At 51.1% G+C, this 26,722-nt stretch carries 22 protein-coding genes; 18 read left to right on the plus strand and 4 right to left on the minus strand.

All coding sequences use genetic code 11. The annotated features are described in order from the left end of the window. Positions 1 to 177: 177 nt before the first annotated feature. From J6J28_RS01930 to J6J28_RS01940, 3 genes are read left to right on the plus strand one after another with little or no spacing between them, the layout of a single operon-like run. On the plus strand, positions 178 to 1,086 hold the full coding sequence (locus tag J6J28_RS01930; RefSeq protein ID WP_301719614.1) for a Wzz/FepE/Etk N-terminal domain-containing protein: 909 nt from the start codon (positions 178 to 180) through the stop codon (positions 1,084 to 1,086). Between the two features lie 4 nt (positions 1,087 to 1,090). Beyond that, positions 1,091 to 2,380, plus strand: a complete 1,290-nt coding sequence (locus tag J6J28_RS01935) for an O-antigen ligase family protein (protein ID WP_301719616.1) — start codon at positions 1,091 to 1,093, stop codon at positions 2,378 to 2,380. Beyond that, complete coding sequence (locus tag J6J28_RS01940; protein WP_301719618.1) at positions 2,377 to 4,299, plus strand: acyltransferase family protein; 1,923 nt, start codon at positions 2,377 to 2,379, stop codon at positions 4,297 to 4,299. The genes J6J28_RS01935 and J6J28_RS01940 overlap by 4 nt, the downstream gene beginning before the upstream one ends. On the opposite strand, the gene J6J28_RS01945 is transcribed toward J6J28_RS01940, so the two are convergent. From J6J28_RS01945 to J6J28_RS01960, 4 genes are read right to left on the minus strand one after another with little or no spacing between them, the layout of a single operon-like run. Further along, positions 4,270 to 5,313, minus strand: coding sequence for a glycosyltransferase family 4 protein (locus J6J28_RS01945; protein WP_301719621.1), 1,044 nt, complete (start codon positions 5,311 to 5,313; stop codon positions 4,270 to 4,272). The two genes, J6J28_RS01940 and J6J28_RS01945, sit on opposite strands and share 30 nt — an antisense overlap. Further along, complete coding sequence (wecC, locus tag J6J28_RS01950; RefSeq protein ID WP_301719623.1) at positions 5,310 to 6,563, minus strand: UDP-N-acetyl-D-mannosamine dehydrogenase; 1,254 nt, start codon at positions 6,561 to 6,563, stop codon at positions 5,310 to 5,312. Before wecC ends, J6J28_RS01945 begins: the two co-directional genes overlap by 4 nt. A 3-nt stretch (positions 6,564 to 6,566) precedes the next feature. Next, the gene (gene wecB / locus J6J28_RS01955; RefSeq protein ID WP_301719624.1) at positions 6,567 to 7,700 is read right to left on the minus strand and encodes a non-hydrolyzing UDP-N-acetylglucosamine 2-epimerase; all 1,134 of its coding nucleotides are present in this window, start codon (positions 7,698 to 7,700) and stop codon (positions 6,567 to 6,569) included. Positions 7,701 to 7,712: 12 nt separating this feature from the next. Further along, entirely contained in the window at positions 7,713 to 8,438 is a 726-nt protein-coding gene (locus J6J28_RS01960) for a WecB/TagA/CpsF family glycosyltransferase (RefSeq protein WP_301719625.1), read from the minus strand. 158 nt (positions 8,439 to 8,596) lie between these two features. Here J6J28_RS01960 and J6J28_RS01965 point away from each other — a divergent pair, with 158 nt between their 5' ends. The 15 genes from J6J28_RS01965 to J6J28_RS02035 all read left to right on the plus strand — a co-directional run bounded on the left by J6J28_RS01965 (position 8,597) and on the right by J6J28_RS02035 (position 26,712). Then, the gene (locus tag J6J28_RS01965) at positions 8,597 to 9,763 is read left to right on the plus strand and encodes a nucleotide sugar dehydrogenase (RefSeq protein WP_301719627.1); all 1,167 of its coding nucleotides are present in this window, start codon (positions 8,597 to 8,599) and stop codon (positions 9,761 to 9,763) included. A gap of 18 nt (positions 9,764 to 9,781) precedes the next feature. Then, entirely contained in the window at positions 9,782 to 10,876 is a 1,095-nt protein-coding gene (wecA, locus tag J6J28_RS01970; RefSeq protein WP_301719628.1) for a UDP-N-acetylglucosamine--undecaprenyl-phosphate N-acetylglucosaminephosphotransferase, read from the plus strand. 31 nt (positions 10,877 to 10,907) lie between these two features. Further along, entirely contained in the window at positions 10,908 to 13,664 is a 2,757-nt protein-coding gene (locus J6J28_RS01975) for an SLBB domain-containing protein (RefSeq protein ID WP_301719629.1), read from the plus strand. A gap of 26 nt (positions 13,665 to 13,690) precedes the next feature. Further along, complete coding sequence (gene pgi / locus J6J28_RS01980) at positions 13,691 to 15,139, plus strand: glucose-6-phosphate isomerase (RefSeq protein WP_301719631.1); 1,449 nt, start codon at positions 13,691 to 13,693, stop codon at positions 15,137 to 15,139. Continuing rightward, complete coding sequence (locus tag J6J28_RS01985; protein WP_301719634.1) at positions 15,140 to 16,165, plus strand: nitroreductase family protein; 1,026 nt, start codon at positions 15,140 to 15,142, stop codon at positions 16,163 to 16,165. Between the two features lie 15 nt (positions 16,166 to 16,180). Further along, entirely contained in the window at positions 16,181 to 17,407 is a 1,227-nt protein-coding gene (locus tag J6J28_RS01990) for a polysaccharide pyruvyl transferase family protein (RefSeq protein WP_301719636.1), read from the plus strand. Further along, positions 17,400 to 18,371, plus strand: coding sequence for a glycosyltransferase family 2 protein (locus tag J6J28_RS01995; RefSeq protein ID WP_301719638.1), 972 nt, complete (start codon positions 17,400 to 17,402; stop codon positions 18,369 to 18,371). Before J6J28_RS01990 ends, J6J28_RS01995 begins: the two co-directional genes overlap by 8 nt. A gap of 71 nt (positions 18,372 to 18,442) precedes the next feature. Beyond that, complete coding sequence (locus tag J6J28_RS02000) at positions 18,443 to 19,048, plus strand: 2OG-Fe(II) oxygenase (protein ID WP_301719639.1); 606 nt, start codon at positions 18,443 to 18,445, stop codon at positions 19,046 to 19,048. Further along, positions 19,049 to 20,422 (plus strand): hypothetical protein, encoded by a 1,374-nt coding sequence (locus tag J6J28_RS02005; protein ID WP_301719641.1) that lies wholly within the window; start codon positions 19,049 to 19,051, stop codon positions 20,420 to 20,422. It begins immediately after the preceding gene. A 4-nt stretch (positions 20,423 to 20,426) separates the two neighbouring features. Continuing rightward, complete coding sequence (gene rfbB, locus J6J28_RS02010; protein WP_301719643.1) at positions 20,427 to 21,491, plus strand: dTDP-glucose 4,6-dehydratase; 1,065 nt, start codon at positions 20,427 to 20,429, stop codon at positions 21,489 to 21,491. Next, positions 21,488 to 22,360 carry a glucose-1-phosphate thymidylyltransferase RfbA gene (gene rfbA, locus J6J28_RS02015; protein ID WP_301719645.1) on the plus strand — a complete coding sequence of 291 codons (873 nt, stop codon included), beginning with the start codon at positions 21,488 to 21,490 and terminating at the stop codon, positions 22,358 to 22,360. Before rfbB ends, rfbA begins: the two co-directional genes overlap by 4 nt. A gap of 1 nt (position 22,361) precedes the next feature. Further along, the gene (locus J6J28_RS02020; RefSeq protein ID WP_301719646.1) at positions 22,362 to 23,486 is read left to right on the plus strand and encodes a DegT/DnrJ/EryC1/StrS family aminotransferase; all 1,125 of its coding nucleotides are present in this window, start codon (positions 22,362 to 22,364) and stop codon (positions 23,484 to 23,486) included. Positions 23,487 to 23,562: 76 nt separating this feature from the next. Beyond that, positions 23,563 to 24,255, plus strand: coding sequence for a sulfotransferase (locus J6J28_RS02025; protein ID WP_301719647.1), 693 nt, complete (start codon positions 23,563 to 23,565; stop codon positions 24,253 to 24,255). A gap of 16 nt (positions 24,256 to 24,271) precedes the next feature. Continuing rightward, positions 24,272 to 25,738: a lipopolysaccharide biosynthesis protein gene (locus J6J28_RS02030; protein WP_301719648.1), complete on the plus strand. Its 1,467-nt coding sequence runs from the start codon at positions 24,272 to 24,274 to the stop codon at positions 25,736 to 25,738. Then, on the plus strand, positions 25,735 to 26,712 hold the full coding sequence (locus J6J28_RS02035) for a glycosyltransferase family 2 protein (RefSeq protein ID WP_301719649.1): 978 nt from the start codon (positions 25,735 to 25,737) through the stop codon (positions 26,710 to 26,712). The genes J6J28_RS02030 and J6J28_RS02035 overlap by 4 nt, the downstream gene beginning before the upstream one ends. The last annotated feature ends 10 nt before the right edge of the window (positions 26,713 to 26,722 follow it).

The raw sequence follows: 26,722 nt of genomic DNA on the forward strand, positions 1-26,722 counted from the left end.
TTCCAGGTTTCATTAAAGTTCGCGGTAGTTTACTATGAACCGCAATATGATTGAACTCTTTGCTGGTCCTCTTTGCTGGTTCTTATCCTAATAGAATAGTGAAGTGAGGCACAGGTTCAGGCTATACTAATCACGCGCTAACATCCCTGATAATTAACACAACGACAAGTGACAGAAATGACAACGACCAACAAGCCAGATGATGTGATCCATTTAAGTTCGTTTATCGCTTTATTATGGAGTCGGAAGATTCTAATCATTGTTATTGCGCTTGTCGTTGGTGCAGGCGCCTATCTCTACTCTTTAACGATGCCAAATATTTACCGCTCGGAAGTGATCACTATTGTGCCGAATTCACAAAGTGGTCCGTCATTGTCGGGTCTTGGCGATTCCCTCGGCGGTCTGGTAGGTTTAGCGGGTCTTGGCGGCGGTGACTCGGCTAAGTTGCGCCTCGAGCAAGTGGAAGAGCTCATTAGGTCTCGCTCGTTCTTGCAGGGATTTATCGATAAATATGAGATTAAGCCGGAGCTCTACGCTGCAACCGGCTGGGATGAATCAACCAACACCACCATTTATGACCCGGAGCTCTATGATGCAAGCACCGGCAGCTGGGTGGTACGCGAGCCGACGGAGTGGCAACTCTACGGTCTGTTTTTAGAGGCGATGCAAGTCACTATTCTGTTCAATAAAAACATGCTGAAACTTAACATTGATCATGTATCGCCCCACGTTGCTCAGCAGTGGGCAACCTGGCTCATTGATGAACTGAATGCGTTTTATCGCTTGCGCAGTGCCAAAGAAGCAAGTGAAAGTATCCAATACTTAGAAAATGCTGTTGAGAAAACGGATTTTATCTTTATGCGAGATGTCTTTGCGACGCTGCTCGAGGAACAGATTAAAAACGACATGTTGGTTGAGGTTAAATCTGAGTACGCCTTCGAGACCCTCGCACCGGCCATTTTACCCGAGAGCAGCAGCCATCCGAAGCGCACCTTGATTGGCATTATTGGCTTGATCTTCGGCGGCTTGTTAGGCGTCATCATTGCATCTGCGTTGGGTTTAAAGCATCGACTAAAGAAAGACTAGCCAAATGTTTGCGTTCATACGCTCGATGGAACGACATGAGCGTCTCGTGTCGTTCAACCTGAATCACCTGATACTGTTGGCCATGGCATGCCTGCTTTGGGTCGATACCCTAACGGGCATAAGCGTATACTATGGCGTCGGGGTGACAGGTCTTTCGATGCTATTCAAGCTGCTTATATTGGCGCTGGTGTTCGTCAACATAGGCAGTTACTCACCTAAACTGCTACTCATTTTCCTGACGCTGATTCTGATTCTGATGATCGGACCCACGCAGTCGTTTTTAAGTTTTGGCCAAACCAAGTATTACTTCGATGACTTTAGTTACGCATTAAAGCTCGTTACACCCATCGTGATTTTTTCGTACGCTTATATTTTGCAGCGTATCTATCCCGAACTGCTGCGCAACTGGCTACCTACTATTCTATTCAGCAATTTTGGCGCCGTTATTTTTAACCTGGTGCTTGGCAAGCTCGGGTTTGGCTGGCCCTCCTACGGAGGTACAGCCGGACAACCGGGGATCGGCGTGAACGGATTTTATGTTGCTGGGAATGAGCTAAGTGCCTGCTTTGTTTTATTATACGGTTTCGTTTTACATTATGTGTGGATGACCCAATCGAAGCGCCGTTATGTGCTGGTCGCGCTGTCGACACTCTACTTTGGCGCTGCCATCGCAACAAAAACCGCAATGTTGGCCTCACTGATGCTGGTGTTCCTCGTTCCATTGCTGAATGAGCGCGCTAACTTATTTAAACTCACGAAACTAAAAATCGCCTTACTCGGGCCTTTCGTAGTGATCACCACTGCGGTCATTTTGTTTATCGAATCACTTTTGACCCGTATTGGCCTGTGGGATAGGTTCGTTTGGATAATTAATGAAAAAGGCTGGCTCACACTAATTGTTTCCGGGCGTGATGAGAAAGCTGAGCTATTGCTCGATCATTTTGAAAGCTATGCGTCAATCGGCGATTACATCTGGGGTATCGGAGCGTCCGGCATCACCCATTTCGAAACCATCTTCTATGCCGCCGAGATCGATCCGATAGATATATTTATCTGGTTCGGTGTGGTGGGGGTAAGTATTGTTGTGTGCGCTATTTTCCTCATGAACTTTCTGGCATTTCGTTCGATACGCAGTAGCGCATTTTATCCACCGGTTATCGTTTTGGTGAATTTGGTTTTGATTCTTTTAAGTTTAATGAGTGGTCATATCTGGGCGTCGGGAATGCTTGGCATTCTTTGGGGCGTATTTAATGGGCTTATTTTTGTGCAGCGCGAAGAACCGGAGGCGACGTGAAGTATCGCGGTGATATCGATGGATTGAGAGCTATTGCGGTGCTCGTGGTCATCGCTTTTCATGCAGAGATAACAACTTTTGCTGGTGGCTTTATCGGCGTCGATGTGTTTTTCGTCATTAGCGGTTATCTGATCACCACACTGCTTACCCAGGAAATGCAGCAACAACGCTTCTCATTTGCGAACTTTTATAAGCGCCGTATTTCCCGGTTATTGCCCGCGTTAGCAATAACCCTCTTCGTCGTCTTGTGCCTGGGATTTGTTTTTTACCATAACTACGGGTTTAACCATTTAGGCAAACAAACCTTTTTTAGTGCGTTAGGTGCAGCAAATTTATTTTTTGCTGCCGGCGATGATTACTTTGCCTCAGGGGTTGCGAATCAACCGCTGATTCACCTTTGGTCGTTAGGGGTGGAAGAGCAGTTTTATGTCGTCTGGCCGGTGGTGCTGCTGCTGGTGTACAGATTTAAACCGCGTTGGCTGATGGCGACCACAGTCGTGCTGCTGCTTGCGTCACTGATTGCCTCTGAACTTGCTGCACAACAACAAACACCAGCCAGCTACTTCCTGCCCCATTATCGGGCGTTTGAATTACTGATCGGTGCGCTAACGGCAATGCTGCTGCAACGCTATGATCCTCAGGTCATTGCTAACGGTGTTCGCAGTCTACTGGGAGCATTGGGCCTGGTGTTTATTATTGTCCCAATTATCACGCTGGATAAACATTCGGTATTCCCTGGTGTCAACGCACTGCTGCCCTGTATCGGCACTGCGTTGTTGATAGCGTTCCCCAGCGACTCGCTGTTGAACAAGTTCCTATCCCATAAACTCATGGTAGTGGTAGGGCTGATTTCATACCCACTGTATCTTTATCACCAACCGATGATTTCATTTTTGCATCTGTCGACGATTGAGCTGGCACCCTGGACGTTGTTTGCGCTGGTCACGCTGGTCACAGGAACGCTGGCCTGGTTGACTTATCAGTACATTGAAACGCCGATACGCCGAATGACCAGTCGTGGCAGTGTCATGAAGAAGCGGGTGACGGTGACGGGACTGGTGATGACGCTGCCGGTGTTTGCGATGTTAGGCTTTGGTGTGGCGAAAACCGATGGTTTTCCACAGCGGTTTGAATGGCTGAATCCTTACGCAGCAACCATAGATGGCGCCCATAGGATGCCTTTCCACCAGCAATTTAGCGAAGGCTGGCAGGTTGATACGCCGCCGCAGGGCAAAATACTCTTTGTTGGCGACTCCGTCATGCAGCAGTATGTGGAGCCGATGGCGCTGGCGCTGGGCTATGAAAAATCACAAATAGAACTTGTCACGCGCGGCATGTGCGTGCTGCTGAAAGGCGCGGATTATGCGGATCAAATCGCATCTATTTCTTGTGATGATCTGCGCGACAAGCTCTACTCTTTAGACACGCATTATGAGCATGTGGTGATTTCGCAAGCCTGGCAAGGCTATGATGCTGACGTGAAGAACTACTCACCGAATGCGACCAATCTGTTCGATCGCTGGCAGTCGTTACTCAGCAACACCGTCGAACACTTTCAGCAAATGTCCGAACAGGTGATAGTCGTAGGGATGCATCCAATTATTGAAGGTACGGGTGGCATTCGAAGTCGCATGTTAATTACTCCAGAGCGCTATCAGGAGCAACTCGAGATGCTAAAATTTGCGCATCCCGGGCGGCTTGAGCAGGGGCGCGACTTTTTCACTCAGTTCAGTAGCTTAGCTAATGTAAAAGTCATTCATCCAGAGGATATTTTTTGCCAGGAAAGTTGTATCTTCAGTGGTGAACAATGGTCTTACTTTGGTGATTCTGTACACATTAGTACCGCTGCGATACCTTTTGTAGAACGGCGGTTTCAAGCACTGCTAACTTCAGCGGGACCGTCTGAAGAACTGCAATAGACCTGGCAGAATAGTGTCGGCCGAGTAAGTCGCAGCGACATAATCGCGAGCCTCCAGAGAAAACCGCTGGTGCTCAGCAAGGGTGGCGAGAATGGCCTCAGCTAAGTGCTGTGGGTCACAGTTAGCGACCAGTTGGCCAACGCGGCCATGGGGAACAACATCAGTTGTTGGGCCAGTTTGTAATGCGACCACCGGAAGGCCTGCCGACATGGCCTCGATAAAGCCCATACCGAATGAATCAAATTGCGAAGGCAGAACAAAAATGTCATGTTGCTGGAGTAAGCTAAGCTTCTCATCGTAGTCAACCCAGCCCTGAAAGCAGACCCGCTCCTCAAGCTTTAGCTCGTTGGTCCTTTTTTCCAGTGTTTGCCGCAACGGACCATCGCCAGCGATGGTGAGCAAAAAATGCGAAGGTAGATGAGCCATGGCCTCAATAACAGCACCGACATTCTTACCTTCAACCAATCTTGTCATGCTGATTAAGCGAACCGCGTTTGCCGCGGGCGCGCGGTAATGATTGTTTTGCGCCAATGTGGCGAAGCGTTGATCGATGGGGTTGGGAACTACATGAATACGCTCAGCGGAAAAACCTAAACGGTCAGTCAGGAGACGCTGCCACCACTTCGTTAATACACATACACCATCTGCAATAGCATACAGTCGGCGCAACAAAAAACGGCCATAAAAGGTGTTCGTGTAGTCTGCAGTGACCGCTGAGTGGAACTGAATAAATACCTTCGCACCCTGACGTTTCGCTACCCGCGCTAATGCATATTTGCGAACCATGGAGACCCAGCGGGCGCAATGCAACCAGACCACGTCACCAGGCTTAACTTCGGTGCGAATGCGGCGCACGGCTTCACGGAAGCTGGCCGCACGAGAGCGCTGTTCATTGTGCGACTCAATGATATTGACGCCCGTGGTATTAAGAATATCGGACTCACAAAAGCCAATCAACGCAGTACTGATACCGCCCTTACCGGACTTCACTGCGGTGGCGATGATATGAATCATCCGTCGATGAGCCCTTTGGTATCGACCCAGACTTTACCGTCAAGCTGGGCCCGGGTAATGGCTTTAAAAGGCTCATGATCAACCAGCAAGACAATGACGTCCGCCTGTTCCAGAGCACTGGTAAGTTCGCTTAGCTCAGCACTGGCAAAGTGTTCGGGCAGACGCTTAATATTGGGTTCGACCACCAGGGTACGGCCGGGATGACTATTGGCGAGCTGCTGCGCAATTGACAGCGCCGGACTTTCACGTAAGTCGTCGATATTGGCTTTAAAAGCCAAGCCCAAACAGGCAATGGTCAGTTCTGCTGGCGGCTTATCTAAGCTGGCAACTTTTGCTTTAACCTTGTTAATCACCCAGTTGGGTTTGTGGTCGTTGACTTCGCGTGCGGTGCGGATCAGACGGGCTTGCTCAGGCGCTGAACTGACAATAAACCAGGGATCAACCGCAATACAGTGGCCGCCGACGCCGGGGCCGGGCTGCAGAATATTCACCCGCGGATGGTGGTTGGCCAACCGAATCAAGTCCCAGACGTTGATCCCGAGTTCATCGCAGACCAGTGACAGCTCGTTGGCAAAGGCGATGTTGACATCGCGGAAGCTGTTCTCAGTTAACTTTGCCATTTCCGCCGTACGGGCGTTGGTAAGTAAGCAATCACCTTTTAAGAAGACTTTATAGAGCTCAGCCGCTTGTTTGCTGGCCTTAGGGGAAAGCCCGCCAATCACCCGGTCATTGTTGACCAGCTCTTCCATGACCTTGCCGGGCAGCACGCGTTCGGGGCAGTACGCCAGTTGAATGTCTGCTGCATCACCATGGGTGGCAGGGAAAGTTAAATCCGGACGCGCATCCTGCAACCACCGCTCCAGCTGTTCGGTGGTGCCGACCGGCGAGGTGGACTCTAAAATGATCAGGTTACCTGCGCGTAATGCAGGGGCCAGGCTTTTGGCCGCCGCCTCGATATAGGACAGATCAGCGGTTTTGTCGTCAGTAAATGGCGTAGGTACCGCCATGACAAAAGCATCGGCGGGTTCCGGTTGGGTCGTCGCCCGCAACAAGCCGCTTTTTACCGCACTGGCCACCACATCACGTAACCCTGGTTCAACGATATGAATATCACCATTGTTAATCGTATCAACAGCTTGCTGGTTAACGTCGACGCCGATAACTTGCATGCCCTGTTTGGCAAAAATCGCGGACGTGGGCAGGCCGATATAGCCTAAACCAATGACAGAAACAGTAGCGACTTCACGCATGAGTTATAGCTCCTTCTTTAGTACGTCAATGATGCGCTGACATGCTTTACCGTCACCATAAGGGTTATGTGCACGGCTCATTTCACTATAGAGGTTCTTATCATCAAGCAGTTGGTTGACGGAATCCACGATAATCCGGGTGTCAGTACCGACCAGCTTTACCGTGCCGGCGTCGACCGCTTCCGGGCGTTCGGTGGTGTCGCGCATGACCAGTACCGGCTTGCCCAGTGACGGGGCTTCCTCCTGAATGCCGCCGCTATCGGTCAGAATAATGCTCGCCCGGTTCATCAGATAAACAAAGGGCTCGTAATCTTGCGGTGCCAGTAAGTGTACATTGGCGTAGTTGCTTAGCAGGCGCTTGACCGGTTCCTGAACGTTCGGATTTAAATGCACAGGGTAAACAATTTGTAAGTCTGGACGTTGCTCAGCCAGTTGTGACAGCGCCTTACAAATGCGTCCAAACCCCTCACCAAAGCTCTCGCGGCGATGGCCCGTGACCAGCAACATCGGGTGCTGCTTCGGGATTTGGCGAAACAGCTGTTGATAGTGGTGCTGTTTCGCTTGGTCGATTTGTAATTGCTCACTTACGTGCAAAAGAGCGTCAATCACAGTATTGCCAGTAACATAGATGTGCTCGGCGGGAATATTTTCACGCAGCAGGTTATCGCGGGCGCGGCTGGTTGGCGCAAAGTGCCAGCGGGTAATACCTGCCACCAACCGGCGATTGGCTTCCTCCGGCCAGGGCGAATAGATATTGCCGGTGCGTAAACCTGCTTCAATATGAGCGACAGGAATTTTCTTGAAGTAAGCGGCCAGGCCGGTGGTCAGCGTGGTCAGGGTATCGCCATGCACACAAATCAGATCCGGCTCAAAATCCGTCAGCACCGGTTCTATCTCGGTCAGCACGCGTGCGGCTAACTCATGTAAGGACTGGTTGGGGCGCATCAGATTAAGGTCATAATCTGGAGTAAGCTTAAAGAGCTCAAGCACCTGGTCTAACATGCCCCGATGCTGGGCGGTGACGCACAGCCGAACGTCCCAGTCATTGCTGTCGATCTGCAGTAATTGTTGCACCAGCGGCGCCATTTTGATCGCTTCAGGACGGGTGCCGAATACGACCAGGACTTTTTTTGTCATTGTTGTTGTTCGCTATAGTTTTTGTGTGAGGTGAAGGCGCAAGTAACTCAATAAAGCCAGCTGTCGGCCGATTCGACTCGGTTGCGAACACAGTCGGTAAAACCATTCTAAATGCAAATCACAAAACAACTTGGGTGCGCGTTTGCCATATCCGGTAAACACATCATAGGTGCCGCCGACACCTAAATAAAAGGCATCCGGGTAAACCTTGCGTAAACGTTCAATCAGTTGTTCTTGCCGTGGTGAACCCATGGCCACCGTGACCAGCTTGGGCTGGTGCGCTAGAAGTGCTTCGTGCAGCTCTCTTTCATCCTGATAGTAGCCGTCGATAGCGGCAACCACAGGGGTGCCGATGCGCCGTAATTTGTCCGCGCAGGCAGCATTGACTTCGGGCTTCGCGCCAATTATGACGACTGGCAGTTGTTGCGCTGCCGCCTGTCGCATCAGCGCTTCCCACAGTTCACAACCAGGGATACGCGTGTTGGCAACACCTTTTTTGGCCATGGTACGCACCACGCCAGTGCCGTCAGCAAAGCGTAGGGTTGCATTATTGATCAGGGCACGCAGCTCTTGATCGGCCCGCGCTAACATCACTTTTTCTGGATTAATGGCAATACCAAAGCCAGGGACTACAGTTCCGTCGGGGCGGATGATGTGCTTAACTGCATCCTGCATAGAGGTGAATGCCGTCACCTGTAGCCCGCCAACGGAAACCTGTTTTGAATCTGTTGAGTTCATGTAACATCGTATCATGTAAGGGATTGCAGGCATTCTAGCTAGGCTTACATGAAACTGCAATGTTCGCCGGCTAGGGTAATGACTTTATAAATGTGAATCGCTACACTACCGAAGCCTGTCATTCCTCTCGGATGGACTATCGAACAGAAAGGTAAATAATGGAAATTGTCGTTGTTGGCACCGGCTATGTCGGTCTTTCGAATGCAGTATTGCTGGCTCAGCACAACAAAGTTACCGCAGTAGATATAGTGGCGGAAAAAGTCGCCATGCTTGAGGCCAGGGAAAGCCCCATCAAAGATGCAGATATCGAAGCGTATCTGCAGCGGGAATCACTGCAATTGAGCGCGACGACGGATGCCGCGGCAGCCTTTGCCAAAGCGGACTGGGTGCTGATTGCCACGCCCACGGATTACGATCCGGACACCAATTACTTCAACACCAGTTCGGTGGATCAGGTACTGCGCCAGGTGCTGGAGCACAATGACCACTGTCAGATCGTGGTGCGCTCGACCATTCCTGTCGGTTATGTCGCGAAAATGCGTGCAGAACTGGGCACGGACCGCTTGTTTTTCGCACCGGAATTCCTGCGTGAAGGGCGGGCACTGCACGATAATCTTTATCCGTCACGTATCATCGTTGGTGAACAATCGAGCCGCGCAGAGGTCTTTGCAAAACTTTTACAAGAGGGCGCACTGAAAGCTGACGTGCCGGTGCAATATACTGAACCGACAGAAGCAGAAGCCATTAAATTGTTTGCCAACACTTATCTGGCGATGCGTGTGGCGTTCTTTAACGAGCTGGATACCTATGCTGCGCACCATGATCTCGATAGTCGCCAGATCATCGACGGCGTTTGTTTAGATCCGCGGATCGGCAATCATTACAACAACCCAAGCTTTGGTTACGGCGGCTACTGCTTACCTAAGGACACGCGGCAGCTGTTGGCCAATTATGATAATGTGCCGCAGGTCATGATTGGCGCCATTGTCGATGCCAATCGTACGCGTAAGGATTTTATTGCCAATGCCATTGCCGCACGAGAACCAAAACGTGTGGGCGTCTACCGGCTGGTGATGAAATCTGGCTCGGATAATTTCAGGTCATCGGCAGTGCAGGGCATCATGCGACGATTGCAGGAAAAAGGCATTGAACTGGTCGTTTTCGAGCCGGCACTCACGGAAAATGTGTTTTATAACTGCCGTGTCGTAAAAAACTTACAAGAATTTAAACAGATATCGGATATAATAATAAGTAATCGCACCACTGATGAGCTCAGTGACGTCCAACAAAAAGTCTATACCCGGGATATCTTTAACAGTGATTAAGCAGGGACAATTTAATTCATGAATATTTGGATGGTACTCATATCCGCAACCGCACTGTCGAGCGTGTTATGTAACCTTCTTATTCCTATGGCGTGGCGCACAGCGCTTGTCGACCGCCCATGTGATCGAAAGCAGCACGTAGGCTCAGTTCCCTTAGTAGGGGGCCTTGCTGTCTATGGCACCATGGTCATCATGATGGTGGCGATACTGCCTCTTGAGGTTGATATCCGCTTATTCCTCGTTTCCGCAAGCTTTATGGTGCTGATTGGTGCGCTTGATGATCGCTACGACATCGATGCCGGGGTCCGTTTTATAGCGCAAATGCTAGCTGCTGCGGTGGTGGTGTTTGGCGCCGACGTGCAAATCACTCAGTTAGGCAACCTGTTTGGCACCGGCGTGGTTGAGCTGGGCGTGTTATCCATGCCCTTTACTTTGCTTTGTATCGTCGCGGCAATGAATGCCTACAATATGATTGATGGCATTGATGGTTTGCTCGGCGCGCTGGCTATGGTGGCCTTTGCCGGAGTCGGCTTGCTGGCGCTGATGCATGATCAGCAATTACCATTGCTGGTGGCGACGATTCTATTTGGTGCGCTGATCCCTTACCTGATTCGCAATGTCGGGGTTCACTTCCGCCCAGTGCGGAAGATTTTTATGGGGGACTCAGGGTCTATGCTTGTGGGCTTTACCGCAGTATGGATGTTGGTGATGTTGACCCATCCGGAACGCATTCTGGAAAGCTGGTTTGAAATCGCGCCCGATATTGTTCCAGTGCGGCCAGTGGCGGTACTCTGGTTAATCGCCGTTCCCTTGATGGACATGTTCGCCATCATGGCGCGGCGGGTGAAGAAAGGGCAGTCGCCGTTTAAACCTGACCGTGAACACCTGCATCACATCTTCATGCGCGCTGGCTTCAATCAGCGCCAAACGCTGGGTCTTATCAGCAGTATCGCAGCATTCTTGTTAGCATTGGGCTTGATTCTTGAGTGGTTCAATGTGGCAGAGGTAATTGTACTTAGCATTTTCTTAGCAATTTTTGTACTCTACCTGCTGATGCTGAAAAACATTTGGCGAATTGTTTCTTGGGTTCGCCAACGACGCGACGTAGAATAATCATAATAAAACACTAATAGGGGAAGATGGCGTGAAAGCATGGTTGCAACAAACGCTAGCGGCAGCCGGGCTGGCGTGTCTACTTTTCGCAGCAGGAGTTGTGACAACTCCTGACGCACAGGCTCAAGACTTATCCAGTCTCACAGCAGAGCAAATCCAGCAAATTCAAAAACTCCCTCGCGCTCAGCAAGAAGCCATTGCGCGGCAGTTCGGCGTCAATCTGAGCGACATCGAATCGATGACGCAGGGCAGTGGCAGCAAGCAAACCAGCACCAGCAGTGTCGGCGAACGCTCTGTGGGCATGGAGCAACGCGAAGCAGAGGATACCCGGCCATTAAATGAACTGAGTCCAGGTGAGCTGGCTGAGCGGCTGGCGGAAGACGACAAAGAGCTGCAACCTTTCGGCTATAACCTGTTTGAAGGTGAGCCCAGCACCTTTGCGCCGATGGCAAACGCGCCGGTTCCTTCCAACTACCTGCTTGGCGTTGGCGATACCCTGCGTATCCAGCTGTACGGCAAAGAGAATCGTAGCATTGACGCGGCAGTGGATAACGAAGGTCAGATTGTTATTGAAGACCTCGGTCCGATTGCGGTCGCCGGGCTCCGTTACGATGAAGCAAAAGACTTAATTCGTAGCACTGTGCGGGAGCGCATGATCGGTATGGAAGCGGCGGTTTCCATGGGCGAGCTGCGCAGTATGCAGATTTTTGTCGTGGGCGAAGCCTATAAGCCCGGCGCTTATACCGTGAGTTCTTTGACCACCATGAGCCAGGCGTTGTTTGTCTCTGGTGGGGTGAGTGACATTGCTTCGCTGCGAAACGTGCAGTTAAAGCGTAATGGCAAAACCATTGTGACCTTCGATCTGTATAAATTGCTGACTGAAGGGGACGCTTCCAATGATGTGCGTTTGCAGGCAGGTGATGTGGTCTTTATCCCGACGCGCGGCGACATGGTCAGCATCGCGGGTGAAGTCCTGCGTCCAGCGATTTATGAAATGCTACCTGGCGAAACCCTGGCCGATGCGCTGAGTTTTGCTGGTGGCTTGTTACCAACGGCTTACCGTAAGTCAGTGCAGTTACAGCGTATCAGCGATGGTTCGCGCCGTGTTCAAACCATTGATTTAACACGTTCAGATGTCACCCGTCCATTGCAGGCGGGAGACGAAGTTAAAGTTTTATCGGTTGCCGAAGATACGGTCGACAGCGTCATGCTGGTGGGCGCTGCCGTGCGTCCCGGCGTGTACGAATGGCGTGATGATTTACGCGTGAAGGATCTGCTGCCTTCTGTAGAAGGTGCATTGTTACCAGTCACCGATCTCAATTATGGAATTGTGGTTCGCCGCAGTCTTGATCGCCGCTCAATCAGTATTTTGCAGTTTGACGTTGCCGCAGCTATTCAAGGGGATAACGCCGCAAATCTAGCCTTGCAGCCACGCGATCAGGTGGTGGTATTTAGCCGCTATGAATCAGCGCAGGCGGAAGAAAACCAGCTGAGCGCCTGGCTCAAATCAGAAAGCGACCGTGCCCGTGAAGAGCGTGAGCGGGTACTCGACGTTTATCGCAAACAGTACCTGCAGAAATTGATCACCGATGATCTTGCCTTTGATTCATTGTTGGAGCGCACCACCCCGGAAGGCTCAGAAGAACTTGATGATCAACTGAGCTCGCTGTTTGCCATTGCCGATGAAACGAAAAAGCGCGACGCCGATTACTACGCCAAATTTTCCCGTCATAATCTGCTCCAGCCGATTCTGTATCAGCTGCGTAACCAGTACAGCTCAACGGGCACCTTGCCGTTAGTTTATGTCGACGGGGAAGTGCGCTATCCGGGCATATACCCGCTGGTCGCTGATGCTGATGCGGAACAAGCGATTGTTGCAGCTGGTGGCCTGAAGGAGTCGGCTTATCTGGCCCGCGCGGAAATTACCCGTACCGTGATTGCCGACGGTGAAGCCTCGGCTGAATACCGGCCGTTTAATCTGGCGAAGGTGCTGAGCGATGAAGTCGAAGTTCCGCTAAGAGGCCGTGATCGCATCCAGGTATTATCGATTCCGCAATGGCAGAATACTTTGCAGGTGCGTCTGGAAGGCGAAGTCCGCTTCCCTGGCACCTACACCATTCGCCGCGGTGAAAACCTGACTGATTTATTGGACCGCGCCGGTGGCCTGACCGAATACGCCTTTGTTGACGGTGCGATTTTCACCCGTGCTGATTTGCGTGAAGCCGAGCGTAAGCGGCTGGAAGAGCTGGCGCAGCAGTTACGCCGCGAGATTGCCTCGAACGTGATCACCGACACGGGGGCGCAAGTTGCGTACTCCGAGATGAACCAGTTGTTGCGCGATCTGACCAATATTGATGCCGTTGGCCGTCTGGTTATCGACCTTGGCGACGTCATTGCTGAGGGCGGCTCTGCTTTGCAGCTGAAAGACGGCGACCGGTTGTATGTACCGACGGTGCAGAACACAGTGTCGATTATCGGCGAAGTGCAGCTGGCTAGCTCCTATCAGTTCCAAGCGGGCGTGTCGCTGGAAGACTACATTGACCGCGCTGGCGGCATGCGTCAGAAAGCGGATGAAGAGCGCATCTACATCGTTAAAGCTAATGGTCTGGTCACAGTGCCTGAACGTCGCTCCTGGTTCACCTCAGGCTCATACAATGAGATCGAGCCTGGCGACACTATTGTGGTGCCGCTGGACACCCAGTACATGAACAACATCGAAGTCTGGACCACCGCCACGCAGATCATGTATCAGGTTGGTGTTGCGCTGGCCGCACTGAGCGGTTTGTAATCGACGACGACAGAAATGGATGACGAATGCAGGTAACGACGGAGCACCTAAATTTAGATAATACCTTTCAGGGCCTGAGCGCTGATGAGTTGCAAGCCTATGCCGCGAAGCGTTTGCCGTCGAACTTCGACGAGCAACGTAAACTGCTGCTATGCGGTGAGTACGACAACCCCAGCGAAGGGCGTAAGGTTACGCACGTGCTCAACCGCAGCCGGCACTCGGTGGTAGCTGCAGGGGGTGGGCGCAATCGCTTCTCCGAAGTGGTACGTTTGCTGCGTAGCGGCAAATGGCTGGGTGCGACCGGCAAACCTATTACTGATGTGGTGAATATCGGCGTTGGCGGCTCGGATCTCGGCCCCATGATGGGCAGTTTTGCCTTACGGGAATTTGCCGACGATAACGTTGAACACCAACTCGACGTGCATTTTGTCAGCTCGATGGACGGTGGCCAGTTGTACGCCGTGCTGCCCATCGTCGACCCTGAAACCACCTTATTTATTATCGCCTCAAAAAGCTTTGGCACCATCGATACGCTGGCGAATGTGGAAACGGTCAAACGCTGGATAGCACCAGCGCTGGAGGAATCTGCATGGCTTGAAAAGCACGTGATTGGTGTTTCGAGCAACAATCAGGCGATGACCGAATTCGGTATTCCGGCCAGCCAGCAACTAAGTTTTGCCGATTCCGTCGGCGGCCGCTATTCGTTATGGTCGGCCATTGGCTTGCCGATTGCACTGACCATCGGTGCCAATCAGTTTGCCAAAATGCTCGACGGCGCGCGCTTTATGGACGAGCACTTTGGCTCGGCGCCGCTGCTGGAAAATATTCCCCTGCTGATGGCTTTGCATGGCGTTTACAACCGCGAAGAGCGCGGTCTGAATAATGTCGCTGTGCTGCCCTATGACGGGCGCTTACGTTACCTGCCAAGCTATCTGCAACAACTGGATATGGAATCCAACGGTAAGCAACAAAATCGCGCTGGCGAGCCTATTGATTACCCCACCGGACCTATCATCTGGGGTGGTTTTGGCCCGAATGGCCAGCATGCATTTTTTCAGCATTTACATCAGGGCTACGATGACTTTGCCGCAGATTTTGTCGCAGTGTTGCATCGACAGGCGCCAGGATTTTCTGCCGCGGTGCAAGAAGGCCTGATCAGTCAGCAACGGCTGTCGGTCGCTAACTGTCTGGCGCATCGCCGGCTGATGTGGTTTGGCAACGGTGATCATTACCCGGGTAAGCACCCGTCGAATCTGCTGTATGTCGATGAGCTGACCCCGCAAAGTTTTGGCGCCTTACTGGCGGCCTACGAACATAAAGTCTTTGCTCAGGGCGTGATTTGGGACATTAATTCCTTTGACCAGCCCGGCGTAGAACATGGCAAGAAGGTTGCCAAAGAAGTGCTGGCCGTACTGGACGGCGAGCGAGAGGAAGCTTTCGATGATAGCACCGACAGCATTATCAAGAGAATGTAAGTGATTACCTCACTCTCCCGTACCAAAGCTACTTTAAAGCAGTGGTTAAGGCCGCTCTGGTTGCGGGCAGCCCCAATACGCAATGCGTTGTTGCTGGTACGGATTTACTATTACGATTATAAAAGGTATCGCAAGCATTACGCGACTGAAGTTGCACGCAAAACAGGTCAGAACGAATTGGCTTCGTGGATACTTCAAGATAAACACCGAATCGAAAAAGGGCTTAGCTTTTCGCAAGTTAAGCCTAATTTTGGCAAGATTGTGTTAACCAGATTGCTGCGCAACCTGCAAACCTACCAGCAAACCTATGATAAGGATTCTGTATACTTTTGGGGCGTGGGGGCGTTTGTTGCTTACAAAGAATTTCACGAGCAACGCCAACTGCAACTTGCCCCCTGGTTTCTTAGTCTTTTTGCTGCGCTACCCCGCGAAGACTTAAAAGGTGTACAAGCGCTAAGCGTGGGGATACAAAAGCACCAGGCGCGGAGCTTCAATACCGATGAGTTTAAAACGTTCTTTGAGTCCCGGGCCAGTGTTCGTGACTTTGATAAACACAAATCGGTACCGGAGGAGCTGCTGGCCGCAATCACCACAGTTGCTATCAAAACGCCCTCTGTATGTAACCGTCAACACTGGAAATTGCATGTGGTCTCGGGTGACTTAAAGACCAAAGTATTGCAACTGCAAAACGGCAATGCAGGGTTTGGTGATGATGTGCCGCAGGTGGCGATCGTCACCTCGTCGTTGAAATCTTTTAGTTTGCCGGCCGAGCGGGTACAGGCCTACACCGATGGTGGGATGTTTGCGATGGCGATATTACTCTCCGCGCATGCGCATGGTGTCAGTACCTGTCCGCTTAACTGGGCTGCATCCCTGAAGCAGGATATCGAAATAAGAAAGCTAAACATTTTGGATGATAGTGAGGCCGTCATCATGTTAATCGCGATGGGCTATGCACACGATGAATGCATGATCGCGAACTCGCCCCGAAAACACGTTGATGATATTTTAACCCTACATTCTTGAGTCCGGATCACGCGCATGAGCGCTTCATCGTCCATTCATGAAAAGCCTGAGAACAAGATGAAAGTAGCGATATTGACACAGCCACTTGGGCATAATTACGGTGGTCTACTGCAGGCTTTTGCGCTGCAGCGGCTGTTGGAGTCTCTTGGTTACCAGGTTGAAACCATAGATAGACGCAGTAGTCCTTCCTTGCCCCTCAAGCTAAAAATAACTGTGCGACATTACTGGGCCTATTGCACGGGCAAAGCCAAGTTCCCGGGGATCCAACGTAGTCTCAATGAACTGAATAAAAATCTGCTGCAATTCAGGGATGAGATGATTGCGCTGTCACCTCAGATCAACAGTTCTGAGGGGTTACGGGAGTACATCATTGAGAATGGCTTTAGCGCTATTGTGGTCGGTAGCGACCAGGTCTGGCGTCCCCGTTTCTCGCCAGCGCTGAAAGATTTCTTTTTAGAGTTTGCGACGGATATTGAAGGGGTAAAGCGAATAAGTTACGCAGCCTCTTTTGGAGTAGATGATTTTGACGTGCCAAACGAACGTTTGCGCTGTTTCTCGGGGTTGCTTGCAAGGTTCGATGGGGTCTCCGTCCGCGAGCTCTCTGGCGTCGCAATTTGTAGAGAAAAGTTAAACTATCCCGCTGCCAAGGTGTTGCTCGATCCTACCTTGTATTTTGACCAGAGTTTTTACCGTGGCTACTCGAAAAAAAGCAAAGCCAGCAGGTCTGAACCTTACATCGCAACTTATCTTCTGGATGCGACGCAAGAAAGAACCAGGTTAGTAAGTGAGCTCGCACAACGTGCAAAGTTGCCTTCGCGTGAGCTGATGCATGCGCAGACGTCTTATTTTGATAAGGACGGCAAGCCCCTGCCGGCGGTAGAAGACTGGTTAGCTGATTTTGAGAATGCCGAGTATGTCATCACGGACTCGTTTCACGGCTGCGTTTTTGCGATTATTTTCAATAAGAAATTCATTGCTATCGGCAATACCATGCGAGGTTTAGATAGGTTTGAATCCTTGTTAACACTATTTTGCCTGAGCGAGAGGTTAATTCGTGATGGAAGCCTCACAGATTATGATACTATTTACGCTGAATTGGATAAAAATGTTGATTGGGAAGAGGTTGAATTGATTCGCGCACGTCAGAAAGATAATGCATTGAGCTTTATTTCAGCTCACTTTCCAAGCCTTACTGCCGATCGGCAGGGTAATGAACTTCGCTGCGAGTCAGGTGATGAATAAGGACATTTTCGCTTCTTTTATTGTGCCGATCTTTAACGATGTCGAGAAACTAGCTGTAACGCTAGACTCCATTGGTGCTGTCGTCACTGAGCGGCCGATAGAGATCATCATTGTCGATGACGATGGTCCGGCTACCAACGAGGCAGACGTTTATAAGTTGCTCGAAAACAAAGGTATCCAGACGCAGTACTTAAAGAAGCAAAATGAAGGCCCTTATTACGCACGAAAGTACGGCTTTAGTAAGGCTTCCGGAGACTATATTATTTTCGTGGACTGCGGCGATGCGGTGATTCCCGAAAACTGCAGCCAGGTGGTAACCGAGCTGCTCTCTGAGAATACTATTGATATTTTGGTCAGTGATATTCTTTCCGTCGAAAATAGCGTCAGATCGCGAAAAAATATTTTGCCTAAAAAGCATAAAGCTCCGCTGAATTCTATGCCAGCCAGTGACTTCTTCAGCCAATGCAATAAAAACCTGTTAGGGACTCCTGGAAAAATATACAGCCGAGCGACCCTGAGCAGTGCTTTTGCCAGCATCGATTTACCGCCAGGCGTCTGTAATGCGGAAGATTTGTTGTTATTCACCACCTCGCTGGGCTATGTGAAGCAAGTGCATTACATGAACGGGTATTTTTACCTTTACGAAGTGCATGAGAAAAGCCTGTCCCATGATCAACGCCCTGGCGCGTTGCAAAGACGCTTCTATGACAAAGTCTGCGTTGCAGATTCAGTACTGAGTGTCATTTCCAATAATAAAGACAGAGGCTGGACGTCACTCGACGGTAAACTTCACCGTTTTTTTCGTAAATATAGGTCTTCAGTGCTGCTGCACTGGATTTTTAAATTTCCTTCTGACTTTACGGTTGCCGAAAAGCTGAAGGTGATTGCGTATTATGTCACCACGGGCGTTCTATTTAGCTCGATGTGGTGGAAGCTTTCGAAAAAGCAGTTTAATTACGATTGAACACCCGGGATCGCCATGAGTGGAACGCACGAGTGGACGACAGCACAGACAGCATTATCAAGAGGATGTAAATGGATAACCCAACCACGCACATTTTATGCAAAGACCCGACGGTGTATATCATGGATGACTTTTTTACTGAGTCGGAAGGTAAGCACCTGGTAAATGCAGCGGTAAAGCAGATGGCCCGGGCCAAAGTCAGCTCTGACACCGAGGGCGTGTTGAGTAAAGCACGGACCAATCAGCTGGCCTGGATTGGCCACACCCATGACATGATTGTCACCTATTTAGGTACGCGAATTGCCAATGAAGTCGGTTTGCCGCTGGAAAATGCGGAGAGCTTTCAGGTCATCCATTACGGTGAAACCGAAGAATACCGGGCGCACTTTGATGCCTACAACATGAATACCGAGCGCGGCAAACGTTGCACCGCCCGCGGAGGCCAGCGCCTGATTACGGTGCTGGGCTACATCAACGCCCCGGAAGGCGGCGGTTCGACCTACTTCCCGAAACTTGATTTGAACGTGCAGCCCAAACCCGGGCGCCTGTTGTTCTTTGAGAATGTGGTGCGCGGCTCAACCGATGTGCATCCGAAAAGCCTGCACGCCGGCATGCCGGTGACCAAAGGCGAGAAGTGGGCGTTTAACCTGTGGTTCCATGAACGGGAGTTTAAATAAGTGCGCGGCGGCAAAATGTGGCGGCGTGGTGCGGCGTTAATGGTTGCGATCTTCGCGCTGACCGGGCCGGTCAGTGTCTCGGCGACGCCCTGGTTGGATGCCGAAGAACTGCATGTGCGCCATTCGCTGCAGGTGCTTGCGGATGCCGGACTGTTGCGCGCTCCGGTAACGACCTTCCCGGTGCTGTGGCGGCCGCTGTTGGCTGACCTTGAAGCGCTGGATCCTGAACAACTGAACGACCTGCAGCAGGTTGCCTATTACAAACTCATGGCGCTGTTGAGTTACCACAAGCGCGGCTCGTATACAGGCTTGCGCGTCGCCGGTGTGACCGACACCGGAGCGCAGCCAAGTTATCAGCGCCCGATGGAAGGTAAAGCCTCAGCCTCAGTGACGCACGAGCGCATCGGACAGTCCGTCGCCGGCCGCATTCGCACCACCTATCGGGACAGCTCACTGAGTCTGAATCCACGGGTCACGACCGATAACGTTTCCTGGCAGGGCAGTTACGCGGCTGCCATGGCTGGCGACTGGATGGTCAGTGTTGACCAGTTGCATACCTGGTGGTCGCCTGGCTCGGCTCAGGATGGCTTACATACGGTCAGCACCTTGCCGCTGCGCAGTCTGCGTACAGTTTACGCACCTTCGGCGGCGTCAGCGTTTTCTGAGCTGAGCTTTACCGCATTTTACGGCGTGAGCGAAGAGAAGTTTCTGCTCGACCCATCGTTAAAGATCTGGGAGCGCGAACAAGCCTTCGGCGCACGCCTCGGCTGGCGTGCCCATGAACGTCTGGAGCTGGGGCTGCACTATACCCATTCCTCGCTCGGTGGAGCTGTAAGCGCTGCAGGTGCGGGGCCAAGCTCTGCTGACGACAACGCTGATAGTCTGGTGTTCGATGCGCGCTTGTCGTTGCCGTTGCAGTTTAACTTTTACGGTAGTATCAGCGAGCATTCCGTCACTGGTCCGCTGGCGGATGACGATGTGCGTGGCAACGGTCATATGGTAGGGCTCGACTGGAGCTTTGCTGAAACTTCACAGCTGTCACGCTTTTATGCTGAGCATGATCGCAGCGACCTGCGCAGCCTGACCACCGTGGGCTACGCCTCGTTCCGTAACGATGGGCTGGGCTGGGATTTTCGCGTGCAGGACACGCGCATCCGCCGCGACCACAATAACTTTGGTCGTGCGCCGCGCTTTGAGCTGTTGCCTGAGTATCGTCCGGATATCGCCCGCATCCAGCAATTTGAAGCGGTGGTTTTCTTTCCCCTCGGGCGGGGGCTGTTAGAGCTCGGCTTACAAGCCTGGCAAGACACGTTTGAGTCGGGTCGCAAAGACGAATTCGGCAACGTGATAGCAAGCTTTGAGATAAGATGGTAAATAAATGAAATTATTGATAACTGGTGGTGCCGGATTTATTGGTTCGGCCGTGATTCGCCACATCATTCAAACGACCGCAGCGAGTGTCATTAACGTCGACAAACTGACCTATGCGGGTAATCTTGAAAGCCTCGCAGAGGTCGAGAGCTCGAGCCGTTATGCGTTCGAGCATGTCGATATTTGTGACCGCAGCGCGTTAACCGCAGTGTTTGATAAGCATCAGCCAGATGCGGTGATGCACTTAGCGGCAGAAAGTCATGTGGATCGCTCCATTGACGGCCCGGCAGCTTTTATCGAGACCAATATTCTCGGTACCTATACCTTGCTCGAAGCAGCCAGAAGCTACTGGGGTCAGCTGCAAGGTGAGCGTAAAGCGGCCTTTCGGTTCCATCATATTTCCACTGATGAGGTCTTTGGTGATCTTGATGACGAGCATGGTTTTTTCACTGAAACCACTGCCTACGCACCCAGCTCACCCTATTCGGCGAGTAAAGCGAGCTCCGATCACCTGGTACGGGCCTGGCACCGGACCTATGGCTTGCCGACGCTGGTCACCAACTGCTCCAATAATTACGGCCCGTATCACTTTCCGGAGAAGTTAATTCCGTTGATGATTTTAAATGCCCTGGACGGCAAAAAATTGCCCGTTTATGGCAAGGGGCATCAGATCCGCGACTGGCTGTACGTGGAAGACCACGCACGCGCGTTGTGGCAAGTGGTGACCGAAGGTCAGGTGGGGGAAACCTACAACATTGGTGGCCACAACGAGAAGCAAAATATTGAGGTGGTAAAGTCCATCTGTGCGCTGCTGGAAGAGCTGCGTCCTGAGAAACCACAAGGGGTCAACCGCTACCAGGATTTGATCACCTATGTTACGGATCGTCCTGGCCACGACCTGCGTTATGCCATCGACGCTGATAAAATTGAGCGTGAGTTGGGCTGGGTGCCGGAAGAAACCTTTGAGAGTGGTTTGCGGAAAACAGTACAATGGTTTCTGGCAAATCAAGAGTGGTGCCAGCATGTGCGTGATGGCAGCTATCAAGGCGAACGATTAGGGGTAACGAAATGAAAGGGATTGTGCTAGCTGGTGGGTCGGGAACGCGACTGTATCCGATTACCAAAGGCGTCTCGAAGCAGCTACTACCAATTTATGATAAGCCGATGATTTATTATCCATTGTCGGTACTTATGCTGGCGGGGATTCACGAAATTCTGGTGATCTCGACGCCCGAAGATCTCCCCAACTTTAAAAAGCTGCTCGGCGATGGTTCGCAGTTTGGTATCGAGCTTTCGTACGCCGAACAACCCAGCCCGGACGGCCTGGCACAGGCCTTTATCATCGGTGAAGATTTTATCGGTGACGACAGTGTCTGTCTGGTATTAGGCGATAATATTTTTTATGGGCAAGGCTTTAGTCCTAAACTTAAACATGCCGCGCAGCAAACCAGCGGTGCGACCGTGTTTGGCTACCAGGTCAAAGATCCTGAGCGCTTTGGCGTGGTCGAGTTTAATGCGCAGCACCGTGCGATATCTATCGAAGAAAAGCCCAGCAAGCCGAAATCAAACTATGCTGTAACAGGGCTTTATTTTTACGACAATGATGTGGTTGAAATTGCCAAAAACGTAGCGCCTTCCGACCGCGGCGAGCTGGAGATAACCTCCATCAACCAGGCCTATTTAGAACGTGGCGATTTGAACGTTGAGCTGCTGGGACGCGGCTTTGCCTGGCTGGATACCGGTACGCACGAAAGCATGCTCGAAGCCGCGCAATTCGTGGAAACCATCGAACGCCGTCAGGGCTATAAAATTGCCTGTCTGGAAGAGATCGGTTATCTGCAGGGCTGGCTGAGCTGGGAGCGGGTGGAAAAAGCCGGCCTTGAGCTGGCAAAAAATGGCTACGGGAATTATTTACTGAGCCTGAAGAAACAAACGGACTGAGATGAAACCTATTATGATACCGGTGACCAAGCCCTTTTTACCCGATCGGAAAAAACTGGATGCCTATATCGACGGTATCTATGAGCGTGAATGGTTGACCAACAACGGCCCGCTGGCGCAGGAACTGACGCGCCGGCTGGAGGGCTACCTCGGGGTCGAGAATCTATTACTGGTTGCCAATGGCACCTTGGCGCTGCAGATTGCCTACCGCGTCTTAGGTTTGCATGAAACGGCGTCGGGCGAGCCCGCAGAAGCCATCACCACACCTTTTACCTTTGTCGCCACACCGAGCTCTCTGGGTTGGGACGGGATTCGGCCGGTCTTCGCGGATATCGACGCACAGACCTGGTGCCTGGATCCTGAAGCCATTGCGGCGAAAATAAGCCCGCGAACCACAGGCATCGTGCCTGTGCATGTGTACGGCAATGCCTGTGATGTCGAAGCCATTGACCAGATCGCTGAGCAGCATGACCTGAAAGTGGTCTACGATGCGGCGCACGCATTTGGCGTTAATTATAAAGGTGAGAGCCTGTTAAAATGGGGCGACGCCGCGACCTTAAGTTTTCATGCAACCAAGGTTTTTCACACCATCGAAGGTGGTGCAATCATCTTTAAACGCAAAGAAGATTTAGAACAAGCCAAGGCACTTATTAATTTTGGCATCACCGGCCCGGACAGCATCACTGCCTTGGGCATCAATGCAAAAATGAACGAGTTTCAGGCAGCCATGGGACTTTGCGTGTTAGATGAGATGGATACTAATCTGGCCCAGCGTGGCAAGGTCTGGCAGCGTTATAACGAAGCTTTTGCAGGCACCGTAACCCTGCAACAGCGCGCCCCACAACTGACAAATAATTTTGCCTATTTCCCGGTGGTGGCTGAGCAGCTGGACGATGCATCACAGTTGTTTGAGTCGCTGAAGGCTGAAGGAGTAATGGCGCGCCGCTATTTTTACCCATCGCTGGACGGCTTGGAATTTCTGAATAACGAGGCAAGCTGTTTCAACGCCCAGAAAATTGCGCGCCAGGTGTTGTGTTTACCCGTCTACTACAGCATGAGCGAAGCTGATGTTGAGCATGTTATTGCGGCATTCGAAAACGGAGTAAAGAATGCCCGCAGCTCGTAAGCAAATTGCCAGAGCATTTTCGGCAATTTGAGCACATCCTTGAATAAACCCAAGCGTCTTACGGTTAAATGAAATCATGAGTATCAAAAAAATTGTGCCGTATCGTCAAAGAATACGGCTGCGAAATCTCAGAAATGCGCCGAAAGTTCGTGGTAAGCAAAAGATATTTTGCATTGGCAGGAATAAGACGGGCACCACATCGTTAAAGAAAGCGTTCCAGCAGTTGGGCTACATTGTCGGGCACCAGCGCGAGGCTGAGCGGCTGCATCATAAGCATTATTTTGCCGGGCGTTTTGATAAGTTTGTTCGTTATTGCAGGTACGCTCAGGTCTTTCAGGATGTCCCCTTCAGTTGGCCAGAAACCTACAAAGTCATGGATAAAGCGTTTCCGGGGAGTAAGTTTATTCTTACCGTGCGTGACAGTCCGGAACAGTGGTATAACTCTATTACCCGCTTTCACGGCAAGTTGTGGGGCAAAGATGGCGCCGTTCCGACGGCCGATGATTTGAAGAACGCCACCTATATTTTTAAAGGCGCACCTTATAATGTGGTCAAGCTTCACGGCACCAGCGATGACGACCCTTATCATCGCGAAACCCTGATCAATCACTATAAGGCTTACAATCAGGAAATCATCGAGTACTTTAAAGATCGTCCGGAGGATTTACTGGTCCTCAACCTGACAGAGCCAGATGCCTATCAAAAGTTTATAGACTTTCTCGGTATTGAGTCTGACTATACTGCCTTCCCCTGGGAAAATAAGACCTGAGGACAACAGACTTTTCATGCAAAACATGAATCAAAAAATTGGCATAGGTGTCATCTGGAATTTTATCAACCTGTTTGCCAGTCGTGGCGCATCGGTGCTGTTTACGCTATTGCTGGCGCGCTTCCTGGCGCCGGACGCCTTTGGTTTGATCGCCATGATGTCGGTGCTGATTGAGCTGGCAAATATTTTGGTGACCTCTGGCATGGGCCAGGCACTCATTCGCAGTAAGTCAGTCAACGAGGTCGAGCTAAGCACCGCATTTTGGGCCAATTTAGCGACCAGCGGTTTTGTCTATCTTTTCTTGTTTTTCGCAGCCCCATTTTTTGCAAACTTCTACCAACAGCCAGAACTTATTGAATTAATCCGCGTGCTGGGACTTGTGGTCTTCATTAATTCGGGGCGCACTGTGCAGGTCGCTATACTCAGCCGCCGCATGAATTTCAAAGTCCAGGCGCTGGCAAACACCGTAGGGGTTTTGCTGTCCGGAGCTCTGGCTATTTCACTTGCGTACATGGGAGCCGGCGTCTGGAGTCTGGTTGCCCAGATCCTGTCTTCGGCATTGGTCGCTGTCGCTATCTTATGGATCCGAAGTAGCTGGCGCCCACGACTGGTCTTTAGCTACAGCGCGTTCCGGGAACTCTTCCGCTTTGGTAAAAACCTGCTGCTAGAAGGGGTGTTGGCAACGCTGTATCAAAACTCCTATTTTCTGGTGATAGGTAAATTATTTAGTGCTGAAATTACAGGTCTATATTACTTCGCCAGAAGGATAACCCATATTATTGCGACGCAGCTGACGGGCGCTGTACAGCAAGCAACCTATCCTGCGCTGGCAACCTTGCAGGATCAGCAGGATGCACTGCGGTCGAAATACCGACAGGTGATTCAAATGATGATGTTCATTTGCGCGCCCCTGATGATCGCTGTCGGAGGTTTCGCCGACCCCGTTTTTAAATTGCTATTTTCCGCTGAATGGCACGCCGCCATTGAGTATATTGAATGGCTTGTTATTGTTGCTGTGCTCTATCCGTTGCATTCCATCAGTTTAAATATAATGAATGTGAAAGGGCGCTCAGATCTGGTACTAAAAGTAGGCTTAATCAAAAAATCGATCAATTTAGCGCTACTGTTTGCGGCAATTCCTTTTGGTGTTAAAGGTATCGTTATCAGCCAGGTTATCGGTTCGTTCATCGCTTTAGCACCGGGAATTTATGTCAGCGGACGCTTGATTCAGTATTCCGTGCGGGAACAGTTACTCGATGCGTTTAAGCCAGTGCTAGCCGCAGCGCTTGCGTTGGTGGTGATAAAAGTTGTGGTCGAGGTGCTGGTTCAGCAACCTAATCCGCTGACTTTTATCCCCGTTGCAGGCCTCTGTTATCTGGTTATGTTTTTAGTGTTTACCAGGCTGCTAAAAGCAGAAGGCTTAAATTACTCTATGAATATCGTCACGCGGCGCTATTTTCGCTTCAGCAGGAGAGAAAAGTGACAGGACCTTTCGTTAAGCAGCTGGACGCTGCGGATTTACCCACAGAGGCTTCTATTTTATCCGCTTGGCAGGGCGATATCGCAACGCCGGTGGTGAGTATCTTTTGTGCAACCTTTAATCATCAGCCCTATATCGAAGATGCTTTAATAGGTTTTCTTATCCAGCAGACGGATTTTCCATTTGAAATCATTGTTCATGATGATGCGTCAACGGATGCCACTGCTGAGGTCATAAAGTCCTACCAACAGCGTTATCCCAGCATCATCAAACCGATACTGCAAAGCGAGAATCAGTACAGTCAGGGCAGAAAGCCGGGGCCGTTTATGACTGCTGTAGCAAAAGGCCGCTATATTGCGCTGTGCGAAGGCGATGACTTTTGGCGTGACCCGGATAAGTTGGCGAAGCAGGTGAAATTCTTAGAAGATCATCCGGATTATGTGGTGTCCGGGCATGATGCGATCATCATCGATGAAGACGATAAAGTGGTGCAGCAGGGCAAGCTGGCAGAACGCTTTAAGCGCGACTTCAGTGCCACAAGCCTGCAATGTGGGGATGCCTTTTTGCTAACGTTATCGCTCATGTACCGCAATGTTATGACGGAAGATCCCCCGGAACGACTCATTGTTCTGAATGGGGATAATTTGAACCTCAGTCTGCTCGGCGGCTTCGGTAAAAGTCATTTTCACCATGACATCGAGCCGGCGGCGTATCGGACGCATGGCGGCGGGGTATGGTCCCTGGTGAATCAGAAACAGCGGAATTACCAGCAGATGGTGAGCTGGCTGATGATTCATCGTTATCATTTCAGACATGGCAACAAGGCCGCAGCGCAGGCGTTCTTTGCTAAGTTTGGCGAGCGGGCTGTTACCCAGTTGGCGTGGAAACCAATGGCGCGAGAATTGTTGATTCGCGTATTGTTGGTCCGCCAGCTGAAGTCGGCACTCAAGCGGCTGCTGGCGAAGGGCCGGCGGTAGTTTTACTCGC

It is taken from the genome of Pseudidiomarina terrestris, from assembly GCF_030466375.1.
In the GTDB taxonomy this organism is placed as follows: Bacteria; Pseudomonadota; Gammaproteobacteria; order Enterobacterales; family Alteromonadaceae; genus Pseudidiomarina; species Pseudidiomarina terrestris.

Excerpts from the sequence above, each read along its gene's own strand:
- J6J28_RS01930 (WP_301719614.1), top strand. The coding sequence starts at position 178 with ATGACAACGACCAACAAGCCAGATGATGTGATCCATTTAAGTTCGTTT.
- J6J28_RS01935 (WP_301719616.1), top strand. The coding sequence starts at position 1,091 with ATGTTTGCGTTCATACGCTCGATGGAACGACATGAGCGTCTCGTGTCG.
- J6J28_RS01945 (WP_301719621.1), bottom strand. The coding sequence starts at position 5,313 with ATGATTCATATCATCGCCACCGCAGTGAAGTCCGGTAAGGGCGGTATC.
- wecC (WP_301719623.1), bottom strand. The coding sequence starts at position 6,563 with ATGCGTGAAGTCGCTACTGTTTCTGTCATTGGTTTAGGCTATATCGGC.
- wecB (WP_301719624.1), bottom strand. The coding sequence starts at position 7,700 with ATGACAAAAAAAGTCCTGGTCGTATTCGGCACCCGTCCTGAAGCGATC.
- J6J28_RS01960 (WP_301719625.1), bottom strand. The coding sequence starts at position 8,438 with ATGAACTCAACAGATTCAAAACAGGTTTCCGTTGGCGGGCTACAGGTG.
- J6J28_RS01965 (WP_301719627.1), top strand. The coding sequence starts at position 8,597 with ATGGAAATTGTCGTTGTTGGCACCGGCTATGTCGGTCTTTCGAATGCA.
- wecA (WP_301719628.1), top strand. The coding sequence starts at position 9,782 with ATGAATATTTGGATGGTACTCATATCCGCAACCGCACTGTCGAGCGTG.
- pgi (WP_301719631.1), top strand. The coding sequence starts at position 13,691 with ATGCAGGTAACGACGGAGCACCTAAATTTAGATAATACCTTTCAGGGC.
- J6J28_RS01990 (WP_301719636.1), top strand. The coding sequence starts at position 16,181 with ATGAGCGCTTCATCGTCCATTCATGAAAAGCCTGAGAACAAGATGAAA.
- J6J28_RS01995 (WP_301719638.1), top strand. The coding sequence starts at position 17,400 with ATGAATAAGGACATTTTCGCTTCTTTTATTGTGCCGATCTTTAACGAT.
- J6J28_RS02000 (WP_301719639.1), top strand. The coding sequence starts at position 18,443 with ATGGATAACCCAACCACGCACATTTTATGCAAAGACCCGACGGTGTAT.
- rfbB (WP_301719643.1), top strand. The coding sequence starts at position 20,427 with ATGAAATTATTGATAACTGGTGGTGCCGGATTTATTGGTTCGGCCGTG.
- rfbA (WP_301719645.1), top strand. The coding sequence starts at position 21,488 with ATGAAAGGGATTGTGCTAGCTGGTGGGTCGGGAACGCGACTGTATCCG.
- J6J28_RS02020 (WP_301719646.1), top strand. The coding sequence starts at position 22,362 with ATGAAACCTATTATGATACCGGTGACCAAGCCCTTTTTACCCGATCGG.
- J6J28_RS02025 (WP_301719647.1), top strand. The coding sequence starts at position 23,563 with ATGAGTATCAAAAAAATTGTGCCGTATCGTCAAAGAATACGGCTGCGA.
- J6J28_RS02030 (WP_301719648.1), top strand. The coding sequence starts at position 24,272 with ATGCAAAACATGAATCAAAAAATTGGCATAGGTGTCATCTGGAATTTT.